Origin of the sequence: Limnobacter sp., assembly GCF_036405155.1 — a bacterium.
Taxonomy (GTDB): Bacteria; Pseudomonadota; Gammaproteobacteria; order Burkholderiales; family Burkholderiaceae_B; genus Limnobacter.
The window spans coordinates 832172-850378 of record NZ_DASWYD010000006.1 but is presented as its reverse complement, the minus strand read 5'-3'; the positions used below and the strand labels follow the sequence as shown (position 1 = coordinate 850378).

Below are 18207 nucleotides of genomic sequence, written 5' to 3'. Positions count from 1 at the left end.
TCGCCGATTTGGCAAATTAATTCAAATGTTTGCTCTCCGGCCGCTCGATGATGCTGGACGTGCCCTTGAAATGCAGTCCCCATTCCGCTTGAGCACAGGTGCGAATCAAGAGGTCGGCGAACCCATGCTGCAGCTGTTCGGCCATTCGCATCTCAAACCCCTTGCCCGATGAGGCGCAGAGTTTCAACACCAGCTCTTCGGTGGGGCCTTCCCCGCCTGGCCGCAATTCAATCTGGGTAATCAGCAGGGGTTCGGCACCCAGGGGTGTATCCGTTTCCTTGTCCTGAAAGGGCGTTGAAAAATCTGCCGAATACAGCGACACCTCTCGGCTCATGTCCAACAGCGCCTTGCGACCCACGTCGTTCAGTGGTCGGTCACTGGATAGCAAGGTTGCCATCATGTCGTCCAGGCTGGGTATCAACATGTTCACCATGCGGCGGGTCAACCAGCAACGCACCTCTTGATGATCGGCCGAGTTGATTCTCAACAGCAGGCGGTCGTGTTCGGGTGCGTACGCAATTTGCAGTTGTTTGATTTGCATGGCTGGCCGGTTAAATAATCTGCTTGACTCAGGTCAAGGCATTCGGTCTGAAAAAGCATAAGCTCTTGAAATACATCCGTGCGCCCACATGTCTGGCTCATGATGGAATGCACCTGCATTTTGACTCAATTTGATTAAAAAAGGGTTTACACATGCGACTGGACAAACTGACCACCAAATTTCAGGAAGCCTTGGCCGATGCCCAAAGCTTGGCCGTCGGTAAGGACAACCCCACCATTGAGCCTGCCCACGTGCTGCTGGCCATGTTGCGTCAGGGCGACGGGTCCATTCGTGGCGTGGTGAGCAAGGCCGGCGGAAACCCAGCCGTACTGCAAAAGGCCTTGGAACAGGACGTGAACAACCTGCCACAGGTGGCCAACAATGCAGGGCAAATCCAGATCAGCAGCAAACTCCAGGCTGCCCTCAACCTGACCGACAAAGAGGCCCAAAAGCGCGGTGACCAATACATTGCCAGCGAATTGTTTTTGTTGGCCTGCCTGCACGAAAGCACTGGCGTTGCCCGCGCCATGAAAGAGGCGGGCTTGAATGCCAACAATCTTGGCACGGCCATTGAGCAGCTTCGGGGTGGTGCATCGGTGGACAATGCAGAGGGCGAGAGTCAACGGGAGGCCCTCAAAAAATTCACCATCGACCTGACCGAGCGCGCACGGCAGGGCAAGCTCGACCCGGTGATTGGCCGCGACGATGAAATTCGCCGGGCCATTCAAATTTTGCAACGCCGAACCAAAAACAACCCGGTGCTGATCGGTGAACCCGGTGTGGGCAAGACCGCCATTGTGGAAGGTTTGGCACAGCGAATCGTGAATGGCGAGGTGCCCGACACACTCAAAAACAAGCGTGTGTTGGTGTTGGACATTGCCCTTCTGCTGGCCGGTGCCAAATACCGTGGTGAGTTTGAAGAACGCCTGAAAGCGGTGTTGAAAGACATCGCAGCCGACGAGGGTCAAACAATCGTTTTCATCGATGAAATCCACACCATGGTGGGTGCAGGCAAGGCCGAGGGGGCCATTGACGCCGGCAATATGTTGAAGCCTGCACTGGCCCGTGGTGAGTTGCATTGCATTGGTGCCACCACGCTGGACGAATACCGGAAGTACATCGAGAAAGACGCCGCGCTGGAGCGCCGTTTTCAGAAAGTGCTGGTGGGCGAGCCCTCGGTGGAAAGCACCATTGCGATTTTGCGTGGCTTGCAAGAACGCTATGAGTTGCACCACGGCGTGGACATCACTGACCCCGCGATTGTGGCCGCAGCCGAACTGAGCCACCGCTACATCACCGACCGTTTTCTGCCCGACAAAGCCATCGACTTGATTGACGAGGCGGCCGCGCGCATCAAGATGGAAATTGACTCCAAACCGGAGGAAATGGACAAACTGGACCGTCGATTGATTCAGCTCAAAATTGAGCGTGAAGCGGTCAAGAAGGAATCGGACGAGGCCTCGAAAAAGCGTTTCGCCCTGATCGAGGAAGAAATTGCCCGCCTTGAAAAAGAGTATGCCGACCTCGATGAAATCTGGAAGGCCGAGAAAGCGGCCGTGCAGGGCAGTGCGGCCATCAAGGAAGAGATCGACCACATTCGCGCTGACATCGAAGCGCTGAAGCGCAAGGGCGATTGGCAAAAAGTATCGGAGTTGCAGTACGGCAAACTCCCCCAATTGGAAGCGCAACTGAATGCGGTGAAAGACACGGAAAGTGGCGAGAAAAAGCCCAACCGATTGCTGCGTACCCAAGTGGGCACCGAGGAAATTGCGGAAGTGGTGAGCCGTGCGACTGGTATTCCAGTGAGCAAGATGATGCAGGGCGAGCGCGAAAAGCTGCTCAAGATGGAAGACGTGCTGCACCAGCGCGTGGTGGGGCAAGATGAAGCCGTGCGCCTGGTGAGTGACGCCATTCGCCGCTCACGGGCTGGCTTGTCTGACCCCAACAAGCCCCTGGGTTCATTTCTGTTCCTTGGCCCCACCGGCGTGGGCAAAACCGAGTTGTGCAAAGCGCTGGCTGGTTTTCTGTTTGATTCAGAAGACCACCTCATTCGCATCGACATGAGCGAATTCATGGAGAAGCACAGCGTGAGCCGCTTGGTGGGTGCGCCCCCCGGGTATGTGGGTTATGACGAGGGCGGGTATTTGACCGAGGCGGTCCGGCGCAAACCCTACAGCGTGATTTTGCTGGACGAGGTGGAAAAGGCCCATCCCGATGTGTTCAATATATTGTTGCAGGTGCTCGACGATGGTCGACTGACCGACGGCCAAGGCCGCACGGTGGACTTTAAAAACACCGTGGTCGTGATGACCTCCAACCTCGGCTCACATGAGATTCAACGCATGGCCGGGCAAGAGCCCGAACTCATCAAGGCGGCTGTCATGAATGAGGTGCGCCAACACTTCCGCCCGGAATTCATCAACCGTGTGGATGAGTTGGTGGTGTTCCATGCGCTGGACAATGCGCACATTGCCAATATTGCACGCATTCAACTGGCCCGCTTGCAAAGCCGGTTGGCCAGCCGCGACATGGGGCTGGATGTGAGCGATGCCGCAATCAACGAGGTGGTGAAGGCCGGTTTCGACCCGCTGTATGGTGCTCGACCCTTGAAGCGTGCCATTCAGCAGCTGATTGAAAACCCGGTGTCCCGCATGATTCTGGAAGGCCGGTTTGGCCCGAATGATGTGGTGCCGGTGGATTTCAAAGACGGGGAATTTACGTTTGAGCGGGTGGTGCATTAGTCGTTAGGGCCCGTGCCTTTGTAGGCACCCCCAGCAACGCCCGCAGCCCGAGCCGAACGCCCCCCGAAAGTAAAGGTTGACCCTTGCATCTCGAACCGGACCGATAACTCGCCACTGTGTGGCTCAAACATCTCGGTCCGTGTGTTCGAATGCTCTGCGGGTCAAACCGATCGGTGGGCTGACTGTTCGGCGCCGGGCACACCGGCATTGCTGGGGGCGTGGCACCGCGCATTCAACACACCTCAATGCGCCGCGGCGTACATCGCCTCACCCGCCAGCACGGGGTTGCCAGTCTTGTTGAAGGTGTCCAGCCACACACCATAGTTGTGCACGGTGGGGTCCTGCCAGGGGTGAAAACCGGGCTTGAAGTAGTTCAGCAGTTTGGGCAGCAAGCTGCTGTACAAACCTTTGGGACCCAACAACCACACCAGGCCTTTGGCGTACATCTTGACTCGGGTCCAGCCCTTGAAGCCATCCGTGCCCAAAATCACCCAGGTGAAAATCAGGGTGTGCAGGGTGAAGTTGAACATGGCATGGGCCATGGCCAGGCAACGTTTAAAGTAACCCACCTTGGCCACTTTTTGCAGCACATCAAAGGCCACGGCTTTGTGTTCCATTTCTTCAATCGCATGCCAAGCCAACATGGCGCGCACACGGTGGTCCGCACCAGCCATCACTTCCTTGCGGGCAAAAAACATCTCGGCCATCATGGCGGTGAAATGCTCCAAGGCGGCAGTCATGGCCAAGTTATATTCGGGTGACATCCGCTCCAAACGGCCGTTCATAATCTTGTTGATCACTTTCAGCATTTTATCAACCGGCACGCCTTGCTCTTTCAGGCGCTTGTTGTAGTCGGTGTGCACTTTGCCGTGTTGACCTTCCTGGAAGGAAAAGTCTTTCACCGCTTTCAACAATTCAGGGTCGGTGATTTTGTCTTTAAAGTTGCGCACGCTGGAAATGAAATAGCGCTCGCCATCGGGGAAGCTCATTTGCACACCGTCAATGACGCGGGTCTTGAACGCATCCCCGTCCATCCAGTAGCGTGGAATGTCTCCATCGGTAATACCGAAATCCAAATCCTTGCGAACCACAATGTCTTCTTTGAATGATGTTGTTGTCATCGCTGCCTCCGACTGCTTGGTGGAATAAAGATTACCGAATGCCCACAACACACGCTATGATTTGAAATGACAAAAAAGGAAGAAATAACGACAGAGTGCGGAATTTCCGACATAGGGAGATCGGGTGGAAACCATCAACTTTCAAATGCTTGCGAGCTTGGCCAATGCTGCGCGCCGTTGCGACATTGACCTCAATGAAGTGATGCAAGCCTTGCAACTGGACATCGACATGAGCGGTGACCCACGGCGGCGCATGTCACTGCCCTGTTTTTCGGCCCTCTTCAAAGCCGTGGAGGCCCGCAAGCCCAAACACCATTTTCCGCTGGTGTTTGGCGATTCATTTAATTTTGACGGCTTGCCCGAGTTGGCCACCTTTGTGACCAGTGCATCCACCCCGCAAGAGGCCATGCAAGTGCTGGACTGGGCGCCCAAGTTGTTGCATCCCAACCTTCAATTTGAAACCCGAATACAGGGCCCTGAAGTGGCGCTGGAAGTGAAGGTGATGGACCCCGCCGGTGTGTACAACGACCTGCCCGGCTTTGTGGAATCGACCATGGCCGCGGTGCTGAAGTTTGTGCGCTTGTTAAGCCCTCAAGGTTCGCTGGTGCGGCGGGTGGAGTTTCGCCATGCCCCCATGGCTGCGGTGTCGGAATATGAACAATTGCTGCAGGCCGACGTGTTGTTTTCCCGACCGTTGAATCGCCTCATCACCAATGCCTCGGCACTGGATGTGCCGTTGCCGGGTGGCATCCCTTCGGCGCACTTGAAGGCGCAAGCAGTCATCTTGAACCGCCTGCTGCCCGAGGTGGAAGAAACCACACTGGACCGGCGAATCCGCCGCTTGCTGAAATCCCGGCTGAGTTTGCTGGCCGAGCCACTGGACACGATTTGTTCGGAATTGAATATCCACCCACGGACACTGCAACGCCATTTGAAAGAGTCGGGCTCTTCCTACGGCGATGTGCTCAACCAGGTGCGCCACGAACTCGCCATTGAAATGTTGAAAGGCTCCGTGATGGACATGGAAACGATTGCATCCAAACTGGGTTATTCAGACCGACGCAGTTTCACCAGCGCATTTCAGCGTTGGCAGGGCATTTCACCCCGCGAATTTCGCAATCAGAATTCGACAGCTGCGAGTTGAATACCTGCAGAACGGCGGTGTTCGCTGGTTACAATGCCGGCAATTGTCCATGCTGTTTTTGACCCCATTAACTGTTCAATTTGGTGAATCGATGAAACCCACAACCGACCTTTGTGATGCAAACGAAGACAAGATTGCGGCTGGCACCCTCAGGGTGGTTGAGCCCATGTTCAAAGCCTGGGGAAAGTCCAGTGCATTTGCAGGGCAGGCCCATACCCTGAAGGTGTTTGAAGACAATACCTTGGTGCGCACTGCGCTTGAACAGCCAGGCCACGGCAAGGTGTTGGTTATCGACGGGGGTGGTAGCAAGCGCTGCGCATTGGTGGGTGGCAACCTCGGTGTGTTGGCCGACAAAAATGGTTGGGCTGGCATTGTGGTGTACGGCTGCGTGCGCGACACCCTGGAATTGAATGCCTGCACCGTGGGCATTCGCGCGCTGGACGCACACCCCATGAAAAGCCAAAAGCGCGGGGCTGGTCATGAAAACATCGCTGTGGCGTTGGGTCACACCGTGGTTCGACCGGGTGATTGGGTGTACGTGGACGAAGACGGTGTGTTGGTCTCTGACCAAGCCTTGATCTAAGTCCTCGAAAAAACGGGATTTTCTTCAAAAATTCTCGTTTTTTCACCCACGGTGCAGTGCGGGGTTTAGAGGCCATGCTCTTTTTTATAAAGAGAAAAAGTATTTCACATCGTGCATAAAAACACATAAGTAATTGATTTTAAATAAAACGAAAAATAGTCTTGTATAAGATATAACTCTTGTTGCCGTGCGAAATGATCTGTAAGATACGGTCATTCGCAAGGTCGATCACCTAAAACGGTGACCCCCCACACAGCAGCACCTGCGGGCCTCGATCAGCACCCCGTTTCTTTCTTACTTTTGCCTGAGGAAAAGCCATGAGCAAATCATTTGAACAGCAAGTTCAAGAACTGAACAAAGACTGGGAAACCAACCCCCGTTGGAAACTGGTTAAGCGCGGCTACAAAGCGGAAGACGTTGTGCGTCTGCGCGGTTCGGTACAGCCCGAGTACACACTGGCCAAGCGCGGTGCTGAAAAGCTGTGGGAAAAAGTAAACGGTGGTGCCAAGAAAGGTTACGTGAATGCATTCGGTGCGATCACCGCTGGTCAAGCCATGCAACAAGCCAAGGCAGGCCTGGAAGCCGTTTACCTGTCAGGCTGGCAAGTTGCTGCCGACGGCAACAGCTCGGAGACCATGTACCCCGACCAGTCGCTGTACGCCTACGACTCCGTGCCAAAAATGGTTCGTCGCATCAACAACACTTTCCAGCGCGCCGACGAAATTCAGTGGAAAAACATTTGCGACGGCAAAATGAAAGCCGAAGACGCCATCGACTACTTCCTGCCCATCGTTGCTGACGGTGAAGCTGGTTTCGGTGGTGTTCTGAACGCTTACGAACTGATGAAGAACATGATTGCTGCTGGTGCAGCAGGCGTTCACTTCGAAGACCAACTGGCCGCTGTGAAGAAGTGCGGTCACATGGGTGGCAAGGTTCTGGTGCCAACCGCTGAAGCCATTCAAAAGCTGATCGCCGCTCGTCTGGCCGCTGACGTGATGGGTGTTCCTTCCATCGTTCTGGCCCGTACCGACGCTGAAGCCGCCAACCTGCTGACTTCCGATTTCGACGAAAACGACAAGCCTTTCCTGACTGGTGAGCGCACTGCCGAAGGTTTCTACCGCGTGAAGAACGGTCTGGAGCAAGCCATTAGCCGTGGTATCGCTTACGCCCCTTACGCCGACCTGGTGTGGTGTGAAACAGGTACGCCTGACATCGGTTTTGCCCGTGAATTCGCGCAAGCTGTTCTGGCCAAGAACCCAGGCAAGCTGCTGAGCTACAACTGCTCACCATCGTTCAACTGGAAGAAAAACCTGAACGACAGCCAGATCGCTTCCTTCCAGGAAGAGCTGAGCGCACTGGGCTACAAGTACCAGTTCATCACACTGGCCGGTATCCACGTCAACTGGTACAACACATTCCAGTTTGCACACGCTTACGCCCGCGGCGAAGGCATGAAGCACTACGTGAACATGGTTCAGGAACCCGAATTCGCAGCACGCGAAAAGGGCTACACATTTGTGTCGCACCAGCAGGAAGTGGGTGCAGGCTACTTCGACGACGTGACCACCGTGATTCAAGGTGGTGCTTCCTCCGTGACAGCCCTGACAGGCTCCACAGAAGAAGAACAGTTCCACTGATCGGAACTGGCCGAGTCGAACACGGCATTTGCTGACCGCCCCGTGCAGTCTCAAACAACCCTTGGTGGGGTTGTGGGGCGGGTCAGTGGAAGAGGGGGAGAGGAGACAAACTCGATAAAAACCAAATGAGTATTTTCCCCTTGCTGAACCTTTACCCAAGGTTCAACAGCAGGCGCTGAAACCCGACGAGAAACTCGTCGGGTTTTTTATTGGTGTCTACCATTTGGCCTGGTTGTTCAATGGGCGCTGTGCGCCGTTTGGGTAATCGACTTTGCAATGGCATCCGCCATGACCGCGTCCGCACGATAGGTGTGGATTTGACCGTCCAGGCCCAGCGCCTGTGTTTCTTCTCGGGAATACACCTGCACATGCACCTGCACGCTGGGGTTCAGCATGCGGGCATTGTCAATAATCTGGCCCACGGAAGGCATGTCGCCGGTGGCCACCACCAAATGGTCTGCCTTCACGATGTGCGCCTGCACAAGGGTCGTGGGGTCGGCCCATTCGCCCGCCACCGCTGCTTTGCCAGCGTCGCGCAGCTTCTTGACCATTTCTCGGCTGGTGTCCACGGTGACCACAGCACAACCCGCAGCCTCCAGTTGTCGAATCACTTTTCGTCCCAGTGCGGTGTAACCCATGACAACCACATGCTGCCCAAGGAAGCGTTCATCGGTTTGCACCGGCAGCGCCTCGGTGTGGTGGCTGCGTGCATTCAGGCGACGCAAAAAACCAACCCGTTTCAGCAGCAGGTCTTGCAGGCGGGGCAGCAGCGAGAACACCAAGGGGTTTAGACCAATCGACAGAATGGCGCCTGCCACCACCAAGCTCTGCACTTCGGTGTCCACCAAACCCAAATACAGGCCCAAGCTCACCAAAATGAATGAAAATTCGCCAATTTGCGCCAAACTGGCTGCAATCACCAGTGCACTTTTGAGGGGGTACTTGAACAGCAGCACCAGCACGGCCGCAGCCAGGGATTTGCCCAGCACAATGATGCCCACCACAGCGAGCACACGCAGCGGCGTGTCAATCACCACCTGTGGATGAAACAGCATGCCGACTGACACAAAAAACAGCACTGCAAATGCGTCTCGCAGGGGCAGGGATTCCTCTGCCGCGCGATGACTCAACTCACTTTCGCGCATCACCATGCCGGCGAAAAAAGCGCCCAGTGCGAAGGACACACCAAACAATTCAGCGGCCAAAAAAGCGAGGCTGACGGCCAAGGCCACCACCGACAGGGTGAACAATTCCCGTGAGCCTGTCTGAGCAATTTTCCAAAGCACTTTGGGCACCACCCGCTTGCCCACCACCAACATCAAAGCGACAAACCCGGTCACTTTCAGCAAGGTCAAACCGAGGTCTAGGGCGATGGCGCCGGGCGAACCCAACGCACCGCCTTTGAGCACGCCAGCCAACGGAGGCAGCAACACCAGGACCAGCACCATGGCCAAGTCTTCAACCACCAACCATCCCACGGCAATTTGCCCGTTGACGGAGTTCAGCATGTTTCGGCTTTCAAGCGCTTTCAACAAGACCACCGTGCTGGCCACCGACAAAGCCAAGCCAAACACCAGTGCTTTGCCCAAGGGCCAACCCCACACCTGCGCCACCAACATGCCCATGCCCGTGGCCACAGCCATCTGCACCACTGCACCAGGCAGCGCGATATTTTTGACCGCCAACAGGTCTTTCAGCGAAAAGTGCATGCCCACACCAAACATCAGCAGCATCACGCCGATTTCGGCCAGTTGATTGGTCAAATTTGCGTCAGCTACAAACCCCGGTGTTGCGGGGCCGATTACAAAGCCGGCAATCAGATAGCCCAGCAAGGCGGGGGCTTTTAAGCGCTCGGCCACGTAACCAAAAATCAAGGCCAGGCCAAAACCAAAGGCGAGCGCAGCAATCAGGGGAACGTCGTGGGGCATTGTTTCCGGTGCTTAGAGGGTGGCTGGGGTAGATGTGTTGTATCACATCCCCCCACTAGACTCCAAGAAAACCGGAAAGTTGCGCGTGGGCTTAAGCCGATTGGGTCTTGAATGAGGCCACAGCCTGCATCAGTTCGCTGGACAGTTGAAGCAGGTGCGCCGACACGGCTTTGTTCTGGGTGGCTGATGCTGTGTTCTCTTCGGTCATTTGGGCCACACGTTCCACATTCCGGCTGATGTCTGTGCTCACGTTGGACTGTTCCTTCATCGACACCGAAATGGCCCGAATGGCTTCACTCACTCGATCGGCTTTGCGTTTGATGTCGTCAATGGTTGAGGTCACCATGTCAGCTTGCGCAATACCAGTCTGAACAAGCTCAACCGATGAGCCCATCGATTGAACGGCATTCTCTGTAATACGTTGAATATCGAACACCATGCCGGATATCCGGTCTGTGGACCCCTTGGTCTGCTCGGCCAGCTTTCGCACCTCATCGGCCACCACAGCAAAGCCTCGCCCTTGCTCACCCGCCCGCGCTGCTTCAATGGCCGCATTGAGTGCAAGCAGGTTGGTTTTCTCGGCGATTTCCGTGATGGTTGAAATAATTTCTGAAATGGCTTTGGACTGTTGTTCCAGGGATTTCACCGCCTGTGCGCTGTGCTCGACCGACTCGGCAATGCGTGCGATGCCATCCACAACGCTGGCCAATTTTTGTTGTCCATCGTCCGCCGCAGACTTGGCTTGCAGGGCGGTTTGGGTGGCATCCTCGGCATTGTCGGTGATTTGCGTGATGCTCACGGTCAACTGCTCCACCGCTGCTGCCATCGACGACGTTGCCTCGGCTTGTTCGTTGCTGGCTTGCGCCATACTGCCCGAGGATTGTTCAACCTGTTCGGCGCTGCTGCCCAAGGCATGTGCGGTGACCCGCAAGCCACCAATCAGTTGGTTCAAGCTCTGCTGGGCTTTGTTCAGTGCCTGAAGAATGGCATCGATTTCGTCATCTTTTCCAGCACTGATGGTTTGGCTCAAGTTGCCTTCAGCCAGGGCTTGAATGTGTGCGTTGGCCACGCTGAGCTTGCGGCGCAGCAATCCGGAAAACAGCAGGTAACTGGACAAGCCCAAAACAATGGTGAGGCCCATGGCAATGCCAACACTGAGCAACGCCGACTGATAGGCATCTTCACTCGCTTTCAACCGAATGGCCAGAAGCCGCTGCTCTTCAGCCTCAACCGAGCCGAGAATTTCCCGCATTTTGTCCATGTAGGGTTTGGAGCTGACGCTGCGCACTTCTTCGTCGTAATCGGCCTGACTCATTTTTTGCTGATTCAACTGTCTGCGAGCATCAATGAGGTGATTGATGACGCGTTGTAACCAGCCATCATAAATATCCTGAAACTGTTTGAAGCGCTCCACCTGCGCCGCATTGTCAGAAGTCAGGTTCATGCCCTTTTTCAGCGTCTCGCTCACAGCCTGCTGCCCGTCCTGATAGGGTTTTAGGTAGTCCTCGAACCCGCGCAGCAAAAACCCACGCTGACCAGTTTCAATGTTGATGACACTCTCCCGCAATCCGGAAACAGCTTGAATCACCTCATACGTGTGCACATTCATCTTGGAGTTCGATTGAATGTTGTGTGAACTGATGAGTCCAACCACCCCGGTGATTGCAGACAACACAATAAGCGCGGCAAAGCTGATGGCCAGTTTGGCTTTCAAGGTTTTCATGGGCAGGATACCTCTGGGGTTTTTTTGACGAATGAACACCGATTGTCCGGTCGGGATGCAGCCTTGTCATGGGTTAAAAGGGTGATCCACCCGCTTCGGGGGACATTAAACTGGGGTGGAGCCTGTTTCCATCAGGATGCGAATCAAGGTCTCTTTCTTGAAGGGCTTCACCACGTGTTCGCACATGCCCGCACGCAATATTTCAATGCGGTCTTTTTCACTGGCCGATGCCGTCACTGCAACAATTCGGGGTGCCTTGTCGCCCATGGCTTGGCGAATGGCATGCGTGGCCGCAAAACCGTCCATTTCCGGCATTTGCAAGTCCATCAACACAAAGTCGTAAGCTTTGTTGGCACACGCTTGTACTGCCAACAGTCCATTCTCAGCCAAGTCCACCAATGCGCCCCATTTTTTGAGCATCTCAGAGGCCACCATGCGGTTCAATTTGTGGTCATCCACCACCAAAACCTGTTTGCCGAGCAATGGGCGGTCTTCCTGTTCAGTGGGTTCAGGCGTTGTGGCGGTGCTCGGTGTGCCTTGTTGGAGCAGGGCTGGCAACGGCGAGTGGCGTTGATAATTCGGTGAGGTGCAGGGCAGGGTGAAGTGGAAGGTGGTTCCCTCACCCAGCGTGCTTTCCACGCCGATTTCGCCGCCCATCAACTCGGCCAGGCTTTTGCAAATCGACAAGCCCAACCCGGCGCCACCATATTTTCTGGATGAACTGTTGTCGACTTGACTGAACGGTTTGAACAGGTCACTGATTTGTTCCGTGTTCATGCCGATCCCTGTGTCCTTGATGGCAAACTGCAAAAATTCGCCATTCCGGATTTGTTTGACCTGCAAATGAATGTGGCCTTTGTCTGTGAACTTCAGGGCATTGGACAGCAGGTTGTTGAGAATTTGCGCGAGTCGAAGACGGTCACCCACCAAGCTGACAGGACACTCTGGGTCCTTCGTACAAAACAGGCGAATGTTCTTTTCGTCGGCACGGTACGAGAACAGATCCATGCTTTTGTTCAGCAGTTGGTCCAAATCGAAACGGCCCAAGCTCAGTTCCAGCTTGTTGGCTTCCACCCTGGAAATGTCCAGAATGTCGTTCAGAACATTGAGCAACACGTCGGCAGCCGATCCGATCTTGCGGATGTAGTCCCGTTGCTGGGCGGGCAGCTCCATGTCTTCCATCAACTGGATCAGGCCCATGATGGCATTCATGGGGGTGCGAATCTCATGGCTCATGTTGGCCAGGAATGCACCTTTGGCCTTGTTGGCGGCCTCGGCTTGTTCTGTGCGTTCTACCAAGGCACTGTTCATGCGTTCCAGCTCACGCTGCTGTGCCTTGAAATCGGTGATGTTGGTTGAAATCGAGAAAAACCCTTCAACCCGACCATACAACACGTCGGGGATCAGGTGAACCAGCAGATCGGCATATCCGCCTGTTGGCAAGGCCTTCTTCTTTTCGAAGCGACGGCGTTCTCCGCGCATCACGGCGTCGTAGTGTTCCTTGTGTTGCTGGTAGTTTTCTTCGCCCATCACTTTGCGCAAATGCAATCCGCGGATTCGATCGGAAGGCAGGTTGCTCCATTTCTCGTGGTTTTTGTTGGCAAAGTGGCACCGCAGGTCGGTGCCCCAGTACGACACCAGGCCAGGCAGGCATTCAGACAGGGTTCGTAAAAAATGCTCCCGCTCAATCAGTGCGGCTTCCTGTCGTTTACGCTCGGTGATGTCTTGCACGTGGGCGATGAAATACAGCACACGGTCTGCCGAGTCCCGAACGGCAGATACGCTGAGGTGCACCCACACCACAGGTCCTTCCTTGTGGATATAGCGTTTCTCCAACTGAAAGCTGTTTCTCAAATGACCAAACACCTCGCGCACCCACGGTTTGTGCAAATCGGCGTCTTCCGGGTGGGTCACCGAGGTAAAACGCATGGACAGCATTTCAGATTGTGAGTAACCCAGCGTGGTGCACAGTGCATCGTTGACCTGTAAAAACTGGCCTTTGGGATCCAATATCGCCATGCCAATCGCGGCCCATTCGAACGACGACCTGAAGCGTTCTTCAGCCTCGCGCAAGGCCGCTTCGAATTGCCGTTGTACCGTGATGTCCACATTCACGCCCACCAGGCGCAAAGCCTGCCCGGCATGGTCGCGGTGCACTTTGGCACGGGACTGAATGTTGCGAATCACACCATCGTGGCCACGCACAATGTTGAAGTGAAATTCGAACGCATCTTCGCGACGTTCCGCCTGCATCAAAATTCGGTGTATGCGTTGCCGGTCCTCGGAAGTCACATAGCGCATCCAGTCGTCAAGCGTGAGCAATTGAACGGCATCCTTAACGCCGTAGATGCCGAGCATGGTGTCATCCCATCGAACCAGGCGATCATCCAGGTTCAATTCCCAAACGCCGATGCCTGCGCTTTGGGTGGCCAAATGGAAGCGCTCCCGCTGGTGCAGGGCTGTTTGACGGGCCAGGTCCTCCAGTTGTGCGTGTTCAAGGTGATGTCGGTTGGATTGCCGAATGGCCAGCAGGGTCAGGCCCGTGAACAGGCCAAAGCCAACCAGAAGAATGAGACTGTCCCGTGCCCAGATCGCTTGCGTGGGCTCGCAGTCCACCCAAATGGTGAGTTGAACAGGCCACTGTGCATCGTGTAGGTTGCCTGGCTGCAAATGGGTCGATGCCCGCAGGTGGCTTGGGAAGTGATTGCTGTGGTGCTGGTCAATGTGCGTCGCATTGTCAGGCTGGTCGACATCGGTTGTTCGCCCCTGCAGATCGCTCAGCCAGACCGGCATTTTTTTGGGCTCAGGCTGCAGTGTCAATAGCTCACCGTTGTCAAGTGACAGTGCGGAAGAAATCTCCGGACCCATGTGCATGGACAGTATCCGGCTCGCAAGGTAGCTCTTGTTGAGTCCCATGATCAGCATGCCCACGGTTTTTCCGTCGCTGTTGGTCAAGGGGTGTTGAACCAGGAGAACCGGCCCGGATTGGGGGGAGTCCACCGACAGTACCCGAAAGTCCTTGGGCCAGGTGCTGAGGTCCTTCAATTGTTGTTGGATGAAGCGAACATCAATGTCACTGTTCTTCCGTTTCACCCCACCCAGCAATATGCCCTGGTCGCTCATCAATGCAATGGCGTTGACCGAGGGCAAGGTATCCAGCAGCTGATTCAGGGAATTTTGTATACCGCTGGGGTCTGCACCTTGTAATTGGCCCCGCAGCACTTCAGTGCTGGCGTCCATGCTGCGTTCAATGTGCAGCATTTCGTCCCGCACCCCGTCGTGAAGCAGGCGCAACTGCTTTTGACTCAAATCAACAGCCTGGGTGTGCAGTCGCTGGTAATCGGCAATCGACATGCCCAGCAAGCCAGTGGCCAATACGGTCAGAACCGCCAAGGCGAGCAAGCGTTGATGTCGATAGATTTTTTTGTTCACCGGACAATCCGTCTGGAATAAATTCAAATTGCTGATAAGCGTGGTCTAGGGCCCCACGATCCCCATTTACATTGTGCGACTGGGGTGCCTCGTCTGATCCTCCGAGAAGGGAATGAAATGCCCCCCCTTTTTTGACCATGGGGGTTTTGCCGACTGGGCGTCTTTGGGCCAATCCACTAGCATCAGGTCACTTTGTTTAACATTACCGGGCTTGGGTCAGATGACACCACAAGCCACAAGGACAACAATGTCGCAGTGGTTGGATTTTGTGTGGGTTGCCGTGGGCGCCTTTTTTGCAGGAGCCGTCAATTCGGTGGCGGGCGGCGGAACATTTTTCTCGTTCCCCGTTTTGCTGGCGGTGGGCGTTCCGCCGGTGATTGCCAACGCCACCAATTCGGTGGCCTTGTGGCCTGCCAGTTTGGCCGGTGCATGGGCTTACCGAGGCGAAATGGCCCGTTACAAAGCCCACCTGCTGCCATTGGCTGTGGTTGCTTTGCTGGGCGGCTTGTTGGGTGGTGGTTTGTTGCTGATGACACATGACAGCCTGTTCAGCCAACTGATTCCTTGGTTGTTGCTGTTGGCCACCGCCTTGTTTGCATTCAGCCGCCCCTTGTCAAAACTGGCTGCCCGCTGGGGTGGACAAGGCCATCAGCACTTCGGTGTCGGAGGGTTACTGGTTCAGGGCTTGGTCAGCGTCTATGGTGGTTTTTTTGGCGCTGGCATGGGGATCTTGATGCTGGCCAGCCTGTCCATTCAAGGCATCGACGATGTTCATGAATTGAATGCCTTGAAAAACGGCCTGTCAGCGGTGGTGTATTCAGTGGCCTCAGTCACCTTCATTGTGGCGGGTTCCATTTGGTGGACCCACACGGTGGTCATGGTTGTTGCTGCGGCTGTGGGTGCTTATCTCGGGGTCGTGGTTGCCCGGCGTATTCCTGCCCAATGGCTGCGGGCCTGCATCGTGTTGGTCGGTTTGGTTCTCACCGTGGTCTATTTCAAGAAGACCTACCTTGTTTGAGGTAAGTAACGACCCCAGGTTTTGCGTACAGGTGGGCGCTGTGGCACTGTAAGAAAAAAGCCTGTCAGTTCAACCCAATAACCTTTGACACGGGTGTACTGATTTCAATGCCAATCAACTCGATAACTGTTGATGTAAGCCAGCCAACGTCCAAGGAAGAGGCCAGTTTCCTGGCTGGTTACAAATCGCATATTTTGCACAAGGCCGGCCTGAAAGAGCTCGACGCCGGTCGCTGTGTCACCCTCACTTGGACAGCCAAGCTTAAAAATTTCGTGATGGGTAACAATGCCCAGGCCCGATATCGGCGAGCCGATTTCGAGTCCAGGCAACTCAATTCCTGTGCGGTGTGGGCCGCTCGCCACCGGGCTGCACAGGCGGGCCAACCGCTCGACCTTCACCATGACAAGTCGCTGCAGTTGCGCCTGAATCGGGAGGATTTCAGGCGCTTTAACCGCCCCTTGCTGGTGGACCCCCAAAACAACACCAGCGCACGCAACAAGATGGCCACCCGTTTTTCCCGGTTTGCCAAATGGTGCAACGGCATCAGTGAGTTGGGCGCAGCGCCCACCGGTATGATGTTGCAAATCATGAAGGACCTCACCATGCCGAACCGGCACGACAGCACCATGGGCGCTCAAGCCCGCGCCCTGTGCACGCTGGTGGCCCCCGTATTTCCTGCAGTGGCCTATGTGGGTGTCTGTTTGTCCAATGCTGCCGCTGGCATCAGTACAGCCTTGGCTGGTCAAATGGGTAAATCTGTTGCGGGTGCCGTGGGCAGCTTCAATGCTGTCACTGCGGTTTCTGCACTGTTTTCCCTGGGGGCCTCGGCTACGGCCGGTGTGGCAGCCAAGCGCCAAACCCTGAGCGATCAAACGGTTGACTGGGTGACCCAAGAGCAAACCAAACACACCCGCCGCCTGGTGACTTTGATTCAGGACATGCGCAAGCAGCCGGGCGCCCGTCTGGCGGTTTGCCGTGCGCTTCGGGGAAAAATTCCAAGTGAACGTTGCCTGCCGGGTGACGATGGGAAAACCCGGGAACCCATCCTGATTGATGCCTTGATTCAGGCGGTTAAATCGGCCACCAATGGCGACGAAGCCTGCAACGCCGTCGACCACACCTTGGGCCGATACCTCAATGTGAAGCGGTTTGATTTGCCAGACGATGCGCCTGGCAACCTGATTCGCGACGATGTTCATTCCAAACACCGCATTGCGCGTGAAAAGGATGTGCTCGCTTTAACAAACCTGATTCAACATGCCCGTTTTGATGCGATAGACCCCGATCGGCACAACGATATTCGGACCGACATCCAAGATGCCGTCAAACGCGCGCGGGCAGGCACGGTCAAATCTTTCGCCGATGCTGCAGACCATGCGAATCACAGCACGGTGGCCAGGGCACTTCGACACGGCCAAGAGGGACTTGAGCCCACCCTTCGGGACAAGCAGAAAAACAATCCACAACATGGATTGAAGTGGATTGGGTCCAACGACCAAATGCTGGCCAATCACCACCAATACGGCCCGTGTACGCTTTTTTTTGCCCGCTGTGCTGAAGGCATGCGGGTGTTCAGCCATGGTGTATTGCTGTCGACCAATTACCAGTTAACACGGCCATTTGCGTGGGCCTTTGGTCGGCTCACTGAGCTGTTGCCGAATGTGACTGTACCAGGCCGAGACAGCCCCATTCAATTGCGTGGGCATCAGTCCCGGGCAGTGTCGTTCAGCGTGGGGCGTTTTTTCTCCAGCGCCATCTGGGCTGTTGCGGAGTCGTTCCTGATTCTTCCGCTGGCCGCTGGCGGTGGGGTGGCTTACACGGGGCAAGGGCCCATCAGTGGTGTGGAATTTCCATTAAAGCCCATCGGTGGCAAATGGATGTTTGGGTTCAGCGTGGTGAGCACGGCCTTGCAAATGATCATGGTGGCCGGCCTGACCTTGCCGATGGTGGCTTTGGCCAAAGGGGCCTTTGTGTTGGAGGGCTGGCAGGGGAATATTCGTCGCAGTGACCCTGGGCTTAAAAAGCGTGACCGCCTGACTTGGGAATGAGCCGGATTGTGATATAAAAAAAGCCCGCTGAAAGCGGGCTTTTTCGCAAAGTGCTGTGCCTGAAATTACTGAGGTACAACGTTCTCGGCTTGTGGTCCTTTCTGACCTTGTGTCACAGTGAAGGACACTTCCTGGCCTTCGGCCAGTGTCTTGAAGCCAGAACCCTGGATGGCGCTGAAGTGTACAAACACATCAGGACCGCCGTCGCGGGAAATGAAACCAAAACCTTTGGATTCGTTGAAGAACTTTACTTTACCTTTGAGGGTTTCAGACATAGCTGTATTCCTGGAT

12 protein-coding genes are annotated in these 18207 nt (G+C 55.3%); 6 read left to right on the top strand and 6 right to left on the bottom strand.

Features of this window, described 5'->3' with window-relative positions:
- Positions 1-16 precede the first annotated feature (16 nt).
- Positions 17-541: a hypothetical protein gene (locus tag VGE55_RS10270; RefSeq protein WP_331131584.1), complete on the bottom strand. Its 525-nt coding sequence runs from the start codon at positions 539-541 to the stop codon at positions 17-19.
- Positions 542-693: 152 nt separating this feature from the next.
- Between VGE55_RS10270 and clpB the strand changes: the two genes are divergently transcribed.
- Positions 694-3282 carry an ATP-dependent chaperone ClpB gene (gene clpB / locus VGE55_RS10265; RefSeq protein WP_331131583.1) on the top strand — a complete coding sequence of 863 codons (2589 nt, stop codon included), beginning with the start codon at positions 694-696 and terminating at the stop codon, positions 3280-3282.
- Between the two features lie 242 nt (positions 3283-3524).
- Here clpB and VGE55_RS10260 read toward each other — a convergent pair whose 3' ends face one another.
- Positions 3525-4403 (bottom strand): metal-dependent hydrolase, encoded by an 879-nt coding sequence (locus tag VGE55_RS10260; protein ID WP_331131582.1) that lies wholly within the window; start codon positions 4401-4403, stop codon positions 3525-3527.
- 124 nt (positions 4404-4527) lie between these two features.
- Between VGE55_RS10260 and VGE55_RS10255 the strand changes: the two genes are divergently transcribed.
- The 3 genes from VGE55_RS10255 (at position 4528) to aceA (ending at position 7767) form a co-directional block, all read left to right on the top strand.
- On the top strand, positions 4528-5547 hold the full coding sequence (locus tag VGE55_RS10255; protein ID WP_331131581.1) for an AraC family transcriptional regulator: 1020 nt from the start codon (positions 4528-4530) through the stop codon (positions 5545-5547).
- Positions 5548-5638: 91 nt separating this feature from the next.
- Positions 5639-6130 carry a ribonuclease E activity regulator RraA gene (gene rraA / locus VGE55_RS10250; RefSeq protein ID WP_331131580.1) on the top strand — a complete coding sequence of 164 codons (492 nt, stop codon included), beginning with the start codon at positions 5639-5641 and terminating at the stop codon, positions 6128-6130.
- A 317-nt stretch (positions 6131-6447) separates the two neighbouring features.
- Positions 6448-7767, top strand: a complete 1320-nt coding sequence (gene aceA, locus VGE55_RS10245; protein ID WP_331131579.1) for an isocitrate lyase — start codon at positions 6448-6450, stop codon at positions 7765-7767.
- Between the two features lie 236 nt (positions 7768-8003).
- Here aceA and VGE55_RS10240 read toward each other — a convergent pair whose 3' ends face one another.
- From VGE55_RS10240 to VGE55_RS10230, 3 genes are all read right to left on the bottom strand, one after another.
- On the bottom strand, positions 8004-9695 hold the full coding sequence (locus tag VGE55_RS10240; RefSeq protein WP_331131578.1) for a cation:proton antiporter: 1692 nt from the start codon (positions 9693-9695) through the stop codon (positions 8004-8006).
- A 91-nt stretch (positions 9696-9786) separates the two neighbouring features.
- Positions 9787-11418, bottom strand: a complete 1632-nt coding sequence (locus tag VGE55_RS10235) for a methyl-accepting chemotaxis protein (RefSeq protein WP_331131577.1) — start codon at positions 11416-11418, stop codon at positions 9787-9789.
- Between the two features lie 105 nt (positions 11419-11523).
- Positions 11524-14850: a PAS domain S-box protein gene (locus VGE55_RS10230; protein WP_331131576.1), complete on the bottom strand. Its 3327-nt coding sequence runs from the start codon at positions 14848-14850 to the stop codon at positions 11524-11526.
- Between the two features lie 247 nt (positions 14851-15097).
- Here VGE55_RS10230 and VGE55_RS10225 point away from each other — a divergent pair, with 247 nt between their 5' ends.
- Both VGE55_RS10225 and VGE55_RS10220 read left to right on the top strand, forming a co-directional pair.
- Positions 15098-15868 carry a sulfite exporter TauE/SafE family protein gene (locus VGE55_RS10225; protein WP_331131575.1) on the top strand — a complete coding sequence of 257 codons (771 nt, stop codon included), beginning with the start codon at positions 15098-15100 and terminating at the stop codon, positions 15866-15868.
- Between the two features lie 107 nt (positions 15869-15975).
- Positions 15976-17916 (top strand): hypothetical protein, encoded by a 1941-nt coding sequence (locus VGE55_RS10220; RefSeq protein WP_331131574.1) that lies wholly within the window; start codon positions 15976-15978, stop codon positions 17914-17916.
- A 65-nt stretch (positions 17917-17981) separates the two neighbouring features.
- On the opposite strand, the gene VGE55_RS10215 is transcribed toward VGE55_RS10220, so the two are convergent.
- A complete protein-coding gene (locus tag VGE55_RS10215; protein WP_256765114.1) occupies positions 17982-18191 on the bottom strand; it encodes a cold-shock protein in 210 nt (69 codons plus the stop codon).
- Between the last annotated feature and the right edge of the window lie 16 nt (positions 18192-18207).

Excerpts from the sequence above, each read along its gene's own strand:
- VGE55_RS10240 (WP_331131578.1), bottom strand. The coding sequence starts at position 9,695 with ATGCCCCACGACGTTCCCCTGATTGCTGCGCTCGCCTTTGGTTTTGGC.
- clpB (WP_331131583.1), top strand. The coding sequence starts at position 694 with ATGCGACTGGACAAACTGACCACCAAATTTCAGGAAGCCTTGGCCGAT.
- VGE55_RS10260 (WP_331131582.1), bottom strand. The coding sequence starts at position 4,403 with ATGACAACAACATCATTCAAAGAAGACATTGTGGTTCGCAAGGATTTG.
- rraA (WP_331131580.1), top strand. The coding sequence starts at position 5,639 with ATGAAACCCACAACCGACCTTTGTGATGCAAACGAAGACAAGATTGCG.
- VGE55_RS10215 (WP_256765114.1), bottom strand. The coding sequence starts at position 18,191 with ATGTCTGAAACCCTCAAAGGTAAAGTAAAGTTCTTCAACGAATCCAAA.
- VGE55_RS10225 (WP_331131575.1), top strand. The coding sequence starts at position 15,098 with ATGTCGCAGTGGTTGGATTTTGTGTGGGTTGCCGTGGGCGCCTTTTTT.
- aceA (WP_331131579.1), top strand. The coding sequence starts at position 6,448 with ATGAGCAAATCATTTGAACAGCAAGTTCAAGAACTGAACAAAGACTGG.
- VGE55_RS10270 (WP_331131584.1), bottom strand. The coding sequence starts at position 541 with ATGCAAATCAAACAACTGCAAATTGCGTACGCACCCGAACACGACCGC.
- VGE55_RS10220 (WP_331131574.1), top strand. The coding sequence starts at position 15,976 with ATGCCAATCAACTCGATAACTGTTGATGTAAGCCAGCCAACGTCCAAG.
- VGE55_RS10235 (WP_331131577.1), bottom strand. The coding sequence starts at position 11,418 with ATGAAAACCTTGAAAGCCAAACTGGCCATCAGCTTTGCCGCGCTTATT.